Below are 6589 nucleotides of genomic sequence, written 5' to 3'. Positions count from 1 at the left end.
GCCGACCAGCTGCAGTGGCAGTAAGCGACGCAGCTTAAACTCGCTGAAAAACTGTCTTGACCGATGGGTCCACTTTACTTGCCGGCAACATAGCGCCCATGATCCTTGATGTTCCCCTTGAGTGCGTCACGAAGCTCCTGCTTCGAAAATCGGCCTGCCATGTGCGCAACGCACTGGCCATCCCGCATGACCGTAGTAAACCGACCGTCTTTGTTGAAGACGATGCGCGCTTTCTCATAGCTGTCGTGGAAATGGTCGCCGCAGATTGCTTCCAAGGCTGCGTAGGTGGCCTGCATGCTGGACAGGCCGATCATGTCCGCTTCCTTCTCGGTGATAGGTGCAGGTACGTTCATCTTCAGGTTCCCCGTGGTGTGTAATTGGAACCATCTTCCCCGCCGGTTGAGTGTGCCAGAAGCACTGTAATGGCCCGTTTTCCAACCCCTGTCTACCGAGGCAGGCGGTTGAAGATTGCACGTGAGCAGAGCGGGGGATGTTCTAGTCCCAAATGGGGAAGTGAACGGCAGGTTCAAATTCAGGCCCCCAAAGCAGGGACCGGAATGGCACGGGAGCCGCCAGGAAAGCATCGCGGAGTCGAGAATTGGTTCAACCTCACACAAGCCGACTCATTGAACCCGCTTGGTCACTTTTGATTGAACTGGTGTAGAAGGGCGCGGAGGTGGGCAGCCGCCTTTTGCTTCAGTGCCGAGAATTTGCATCGAAGGATGTGCAGCGGCAGATCGCCGATCAGACCGTCAATGAAAGCCAAAATCCAGTAGCGAATGTTGTCACACGAGGTCGGTGGCGGGTCTTTGTAGTGGCTATGGACTTCGGGGGCTACAGCAACGGCGTGAGCTGCATTGTCGAGAGCAAGGTGTAGCTTCTTGCAGATTTTCATGGCGGCACCAGTAGTGCGGCCTCAGAGAGGCCGCATAGGACTTAAGCCAGCTTTTGCTCTTGCTCGGAAAGGCTGGCGATGAAGCTAGGGCGGTTGAATATGCGCTGGCAATATTCGGAGATTCCGCGAACCTTTGTCAGGTTTATCCCAAGGGACTTTACCCGCCAAAGGAGAGGGGCGAGGGTGCAATCAGCGACCGAAAGTTCGTCGCTCATGAAGTATTTCTTCTGCTCAAAGAGCGGTGCCAGCGCCAGCAGAGTGCTTGCCAGTTCCTTGCGCGAATCGGAACAACCATCTTGGGTTTTGTCCAAGAGCGGATAGAGTTCCCGGTGGATACGGCGAGCCAGCATGCGGGTATGGGCGCGGGCAACGGTGGTGCTGGGTAAGAGCGCCGGATGCGGGTAGCGCTCCTCCAGATACTCGACAACCATGTCCACCTCATGAAGTGCGAGGTCGCGCTCAGCCAGCGCGGGTGCCTGCATCGTGGAACCGAACTGAGCCATCAATCGTGCATTGGCTGGTACTGCGACATCTAAGATGCGAGCGTCGATTGCCTTTTCTGCCAGCACCAATCGAACGATATGGGAGAGGTAGCAGGTGCTGTTGGAGAAGAAGGTTAGGGTGTTCAGTTTGCTCATGGCTTTTCCCCGAGGTGTTGTTTGCGATGGGGAAATTTTCAGCTTGGTTGGTGTGTGCCAGAACCATCCGCGAAAAATAATCCAATCAAAGCCGGGCAGCCAGTCGTAGCCTTTTCCCTTGGCAGAGCTGAATAAAGCTACCGATCATGGACGAGGCGCCATCCACCTCAACGTCGAATCCAGCCCGAAGATCAGTCCCGGATTTGCCGTACCGGAACCCAACAGTCCTGGCTCGCGAAATTGCCATCAATTGCTCTGCGGAAGGTTCTGTTGTGAATGTCAGGAATCCGTTCCGGAGCTCAGGATTCAATTCGGCCAAGGCTTGGCCGGTCGGAGCCCCATCGACAGTGAGTGTGATGGTATCCATTCTCCGGAGCAGCGAAGGGGAGTACCAGGACTTGAAAAGGGCAGCTAGTTCGACACTGGCATCTTGACTGCAGGCCAAGGCGATCTTACCTGTACCCTGCACCTTCTCCTGAGTCCCCACCAGTACGATGGCTCCCTGGACCTCTTCGATACCCCACCGCGCCGGCAGTTCACCCGCATTGATCAGGCCCAGGTCATAAGCCTCCTGCGGAGTCAGATACCGCATGCTCTCACTACCAGCCGAGACCATACGGTCCATTAGACTCAGGCTAACTCCCATTGCGCTGAGGTGAGTTGCGATCAGTGTCGACGCGACCTGCGCCAATGACAGGTCGTTTGCTTGCTGCCCGGCAGCCCGATAGAAACGGTGTACGCCCATCTTCGAATCCTCATCCAGGAAGCGAAAGCGCCCCCCAGCGAATGCAAATGGGCAACCGCTCTCACAGCGACCAGGTTGTGGAGTGCCCGCAGAGCCTCGTCGGCCTACTCTCGTTGAAAAGCCTCGTTCTCGAATGAGTTGGCCGAGTTCAATTGCGGCAACCAGGTCCCCGCCGAGCGAGTTGAAGTAGACCATTCCCAGGCCTGCCCCATTGAGATTGCCGACGCGCTTGAATGCTTCCACCGTTGGCTGATGGATATAGCCGTCGATGTAGATTTCAGGGAATCCGCCATCCTCAGACGGTTTGAGGAACGTCACTGCTGCAGGCTGAAGGCGCGGATCGTCCGCCGGCACCGGAGCGGGGGAGGCAGCCAAGTTGATGGAGATGCCGGCTAGAAGAATGGCGATGATGCTTTTCATGTTGTGGCCGTAGTAATTGATCGCATTCAGCATGCGTGCTTACGGCCAGTGCCAGAAGCGTAGCGATCCTGCCATTCAATACCCGGAAGCCCAAACCAAAGCCGCAGTCTGGAATCCATACCCTAGTTACCGTTGCCGACTGACATTCGGGTAGGAGTTGTCGGTGTCTGGAGCCTTGTTATGAGGTTGCATTCCCTATCGCTGTGAGATGATCGGTACATGGAGTGGGGACTGGGCGAACTGCCGTTATCCTGGCTCCCAGTTACTGAGGAAACCGCCGACTACTGACCCTCCAAGTCGCTGCCGAGCATGTTCAGCGAAATGCCTGGAGCGAGGCTTCTGGCAGATCAAGGTGGCACTCTCGGCGATCTCATCACATAGGAAAAAGCCAATGAGCATCGAGCGTGAAGAATTAGATGGTTTTGAGGTCGCTTACAGCGTACAGGTCGACAACAGTCGGATGCTTGAATTGTTAGTTGACGAGATTGAAACAGGTGACTGCTTCTGGCAGATCACGAATTCCTGCGGACAGATTCTGGACCGCTCCGATCGTTATGAGGATCAGGCGCACTGCCTCCGTGACGGTCTGAACAAATCGTTGGCATAGGAAAGCTCATGAGCACAAAAGAACCCGGATCTCTGGAAACCGAGGCATCACAGGCCGCGAAGGAATTGAGTTCAGTGTTGGCAATTGGTGGAGCTCTCACCATCGGCGATTTACCGATAATTCGCCGTCGATTGGATGAGGTCATCCAGGCAACGAATGCTGCCATTCAAGCGTGCGAACAGCATCAATCCGGCCAAACCGTAGAGTAGAAATTTTGACAGCCCAGCCTGGCCCCATCGAAAGTCGATGTAAGAGGATCTACCGAATGCCTGAACAAGCCAGCGGTTAGGCTGACTTTCGAATGCCAGTGGCCGTTGAGATAGGGAGCCTGGCCTCAGAAGGGCCAGGCGTGTTCTTGTGCATCGATCTGCTGAACAGGAATCAGCAGGCCTGAGGCTTGCTGTTCGAAAGTAGGGGAGAGGCCCTTACCCTTCGCCGCGGCCTTGGCCATAAGCTCCTCGTACCGGACGATGATGCTTTGTGCATCTCGATAGTTGATGGCCAAGCCAAGTTCATCGGCAACAGTGCATCGCACCTCGGCAAGCAGTTCGGCCTCCCCGTGGGTAGGTACCGCAACAGGCCATCCCTTCACATACAGCAAGTGCTTCGGAAGGCGAGCCTCCGCATTTTGGCGGGTGATGGCCTTACGCTTTGCATCCTCCAGAGCCTGGCGCATGTCTAGCGTCAAGAGATCAGGCCTCACGTCTCCCAGCCATTTACCGGATTGGAACGAGAAGGTGGATGCGATTTCGAGCCCGACCATTTCCCTGTAAATGTCGTGGTTCCCTTCATACCCAGTCGACGACTTCAGGTCCCCTGCCGAAGCAAGCACGCAAAATGCGCAACTAATCCTGGTCATGTTGTAGGTGGTGTAGCCGACGTGCCTGGCCAGTCCGTATGACTCGATGAAGTCGATCACCTCGTCCCGCTTCATATCGATGATCGCGTTCCAGGTCGCCCCCTCCTTACCCCGGGTGACCAGCGTGCTATCCGGCTTGCTTACGGGTTGCTTTGCCCGGTTCGCGCTTTCTTCGCGTCGCACACCCACCACGTTGATTACGTCCTGGCCGGGAAATCGTTTCTTGAGGGCGCTCGCAATCGGTTTTGCTTTCTTTTCGGAAGTGCAAAAACGCATCGAGGCAGTAGACCAGGGCAGGATCATCTGAACGCACTCGAGGTCGATGTAGCGCCTCACGTTGTTATCAAAGCGCGTCAACCAGCGATCCATCATGTCGCCGCTGCCGGTACGCACGACCAGAAGCTCCCATCCCAGGAACTCTGCCATCTCCTGGCACTTCGGAAGGCTCTGATCCCATTCAACACGGCCTAAGTCCGCATGCACGGCAATGCGGGGGCCGGTATGGCCGATCGAATTGAGATGTTCGTGTACGGCCAGTTGGCAAGCCTGACTGTCTTGGCCACCGCTGACTCCGACAGCAACTGCAGCATTCGCTGCCAGCAATCTGTCGATGTCAGGGGTGGTGCTGATGAAGCGGCGCAGGAAGGACATTTCGTTGATCCTGTGATGAAAGTGTTGGTCACAGGATCAAGGGGTTGGAAGTGTGCCAGAAGCAGGCCAGGGTTCAGACTGGCGTTTCTTCCTCGCCAGGTACCGGGATCGCGTCGATGTCCCTCGCAGCAAGAATCTGTCCCGATTCATCCATGAGAACTACTTGCGTGGGGGTCACCACAAGGCTGCCTTGTGGAACAGGCCGGTACCACAGGGTATCGTCGGGCGAAATCTTCATGAACCCGTAATGTCTGGGCTCAACCTTAAAGCGCCCACACTCGCTGAGCGTTGGGTCGCGGATCTCGAAGTCATCATGTTCGAAGTACAGGTCGCTGACCTCCCCGTAGGGTCTTAGGCGAATGTCGATGAGCTCAGGCTTGTTCAACTGCCGAACAACCCATCCCTCTCCTTCAAAGTCCCAACCTCGGGGATCTAGGCACCCGATCTCATCAACGTCGATCAGACCATCTTCATGGAGTGGTGCAGAGCAGACTTCACCTCCAACCATGAAGTTGACCTCTTTGAAGTGCGGGCTCTCTGGGCAGCGCAGGATGAGCCCGCGCCCCGGCCGGGCAATCAGAATGGCTTCGTTGCCCTTCCAGTAAGCCCGGAAATCCATGGAATCAGTGGTTAGAGGCGGGACAGAATGTGGTTCGCTGGAGTTGGGAAGTCTGTAGAACGGCATGGTCTAATCCTATTGGTAAGAGGCCAACAGGATCTCCCGCAGCTGCATGTGCCAGAAGCGGCTAGGCCACTCGCTCGAACGGATGTTCTGGGTCGCTTCCAAGTCCATCGTCGCCCACATATTCGGTGCCCATTATCAGCGAATAGGCAAGACGTGCGCGCTCGATCCTAGCGTCGGGCATTTCTAAAGTGTGGCGCTCACCAGTTGGGCTGATCAGCACCAGGGGATGAGCAAACGCTGGTAGACCGTAGCTGTCGGTCATCTCTTCCAGCTTGCCTCGACGCAGCATCCAGCCCTGGAACTGAACGATCCAGCCTTTCTCCCCGGTCTCATAGATCTGGCTGGGAGTGATATCGTCCAGGACGAATTCCCGTCCTAGCTCTACACGGGCAAGAAATTCATCCTTCAAGTCGAGTGAGTCGAACAATGGATGGCTGCTCGCATTGATGCTCTGCCGTCGACAGTAATCCGCAAGTTCCTGAATAGCCTTTCGAGCCAGGTCCAGGGTGGAGTAGTAACCTTGTAGGCGAGGCTCATACAGGCTTCCCGTCCCAAAAAGGTCAGAGTAGATCGCACGGCAGACGCGGAGCTGGGCACTGTGTAGTGCGGCGTTGAGCAACAGCGAAAATAACGGGCTGGGCATGCTTCACACCTCCTGCAGCGGCGTTGCGCAAAGATGAATCGACGTTACCCGATCTGGATAGATCTCTCGAACCTTGCGAACAATGCGCATTGCGCCTTGTGTCGTATCACATCCGTGGAACTGTTCGATTTCCGTGAGGTGGTAAGCGACTCGCTCCCTGCGGGCCTTTTCGCTGGGAGCGCAGGCTCGGATCAGATCGGCGTCATATCTTGCGGAAATGATGTCGTACCAATCCACCAGCTGGAACTCGAAAGCGACATCGACTGCCCTGCCGGTGGGTAGTGCCTCATCCCACGCATCTCTCCTGGTGTCCCACTCAGCTTCGCTGATTGTGTCAGGCCTGTCGGTTGAGTTCTGGTAGTGGTAGTCTAAAGTGGACCCATCGGTCAAGACAGTTTTTCAGCGAGTTTAAGCTGCGTCGCTTACTGCCACTGCAGCTGGTCGGC

At 56.0% G+C, this 6589-nt stretch carries 10 protein-coding genes; 2 read left to right on the top strand and 8 right to left on the bottom strand.

Features of this window, described 5'->3' with window-relative positions; genetic code table 11:
- Positions 1–74: 74 nt before the first annotated feature.
- From EKA13_RS25250 to EKA13_RS25235, 4 genes are all read right to left on the bottom strand, one after another.
- The gene (locus EKA13_RS25250) at positions 75–353 is read right to left on the bottom strand and encodes a hypothetical protein (RefSeq protein WP_176717484.1); all 279 of its coding nucleotides are present in this window, start codon (positions 351–353) and stop codon (positions 75–77) included.
- A gap of 287 nt (positions 354–640) precedes the next feature.
- Positions 641–895, bottom strand: a complete 255-nt coding sequence (locus EKA13_RS25245; RefSeq protein ID WP_019438022.1) for a hypothetical protein — start codon at positions 893–895, stop codon at positions 641–643.
- 41 nt (positions 896–936) lie between these two features.
- Positions 937–1533, bottom strand: coding sequence for a glutathione binding-like protein (locus EKA13_RS25240; RefSeq protein ID WP_010792737.1), 597 nt, complete (start codon positions 1531–1533; stop codon positions 937–939).
- 85 nt (positions 1534–1618) lie between these two features.
- A complete protein-coding gene (locus tag EKA13_RS25235) occupies positions 1619–2731 on the bottom strand; it encodes a COG3904 family protein (protein ID WP_038405156.1) in 1113 nt (370 codons plus the stop codon).
- A gap of 358 nt (positions 2732–3089) precedes the next feature.
- Here EKA13_RS25235 and EKA13_RS25230 point away from each other — a divergent pair, with 358 nt between their 5' ends.
- Both EKA13_RS25230 and EKA13_RS25225 read left to right on the top strand, forming a co-directional pair.
- Positions 3090–3305, top strand: coding sequence for a hypothetical protein (locus tag EKA13_RS25230; RefSeq protein WP_010792739.1), 216 nt, complete (start codon positions 3090–3092; stop codon positions 3303–3305).
- An 8-nt stretch (positions 3306–3313) separates the two neighbouring features.
- Complete coding sequence (locus tag EKA13_RS25225; RefSeq protein WP_021018457.1) at positions 3314–3514, top strand: hypothetical protein; 201 nt, start codon at positions 3314–3316, stop codon at positions 3512–3514.
- A gap of 125 nt (positions 3515–3639) precedes the next feature.
- Here EKA13_RS25225 and EKA13_RS25220 read toward each other — a convergent pair whose 3' ends face one another.
- The 4 genes from EKA13_RS25220 to EKA13_RS25205 all read right to left on the bottom strand — a co-directional run bounded on the left by EKA13_RS25220 (position 3640) and on the right by EKA13_RS25205 (position 6533).
- Positions 3640–4815, bottom strand: coding sequence for a phosphoadenosine phosphosulfate reductase domain-containing protein (locus EKA13_RS25220; RefSeq protein WP_010792740.1), 1176 nt, complete (start codon positions 4813–4815; stop codon positions 3640–3642).
- A 73-nt stretch (positions 4816–4888) separates the two neighbouring features.
- On the bottom strand, positions 4889–5500 hold the full coding sequence (locus EKA13_RS25215; protein WP_010792741.1) for a hypothetical protein: 612 nt from the start codon (positions 5498–5500) through the stop codon (positions 4889–4891).
- Between the two features lie 61 nt (positions 5501–5561).
- Positions 5562–6143, bottom strand: coding sequence for a hypothetical protein (locus EKA13_RS25210; protein WP_010792742.1), 582 nt, complete (start codon positions 6141–6143; stop codon positions 5562–5564).
- A 3-nt stretch (positions 6144–6146) separates the two neighbouring features.
- A complete protein-coding gene (locus EKA13_RS25205) occupies positions 6147–6533 on the bottom strand; it encodes a hypothetical protein (RefSeq protein WP_228214532.1) in 387 nt (128 codons plus the stop codon).
- Between the last annotated feature and the right edge of the window lie 56 nt (positions 6534–6589).

Origin of the sequence: Pseudomonas defluvii (assembly GCF_001695625.1) — a bacterium.
GTDB classification, from domain to species: domain Bacteria; phylum Pseudomonadota; class Gammaproteobacteria; order Pseudomonadales; family Pseudomonadaceae; genus Aquipseudomonas; species Aquipseudomonas defluvii.
The sequence above is the reverse complement of the archived record's forward strand: the minus strand, read 5'-3'. Positions and strand labels throughout refer to the sequence as shown.

Bases quoted from the DNA above. Each gene is read 5' to 3' on its own strand.
- EKA13_RS25250 (WP_176717484.1), bottom strand. From the start codon at position 353: ATGAACGTACCTGCACCTATCACCGAGAAGGAAGCGGACATGATCGGC.
- EKA13_RS25245 (WP_019438022.1), bottom strand. From the start codon at position 895: ATGAAAATCTGCAAGAAGCTACACCTTGCTCTCGACAATGCAGCTCAC.
- EKA13_RS25240 (WP_010792737.1), bottom strand. From the start codon at position 1,533: ATGAGCAAACTGAACACCCTAACCTTCTTCTCCAACAGCACCTGCTAC.
- EKA13_RS25235 (WP_038405156.1), bottom strand. From the start codon at position 2,731: ATGCTGAATGCGATCAATTACTACGGCCACAACATGAAAAGCATCATC.
- EKA13_RS25230 (WP_010792739.1), top strand. From the start codon at position 3,090: ATGAGCATCGAGCGTGAAGAATTAGATGGTTTTGAGGTCGCTTACAGC.
- EKA13_RS25225 (WP_021018457.1), top strand. From the start codon at position 3,314: ATGAGCACAAAAGAACCCGGATCTCTGGAAACCGAGGCATCACAGGCC.
- EKA13_RS25220 (WP_010792740.1), bottom strand. From the start codon at position 4,815: ATGTCCTTCCTGCGCCGCTTCATCAGCACCACCCCTGACATCGACAGA.
- EKA13_RS25215 (WP_010792741.1), bottom strand. From the start codon at position 5,500: ATGCCGTTCTACAGACTTCCCAACTCCAGCGAACCACATTCTGTCCCG.
- EKA13_RS25210 (WP_010792742.1), bottom strand. From the start codon at position 6,143: ATGCCCAGCCCGTTATTTTCGCTGTTGCTCAACGCCGCACTACACAGT.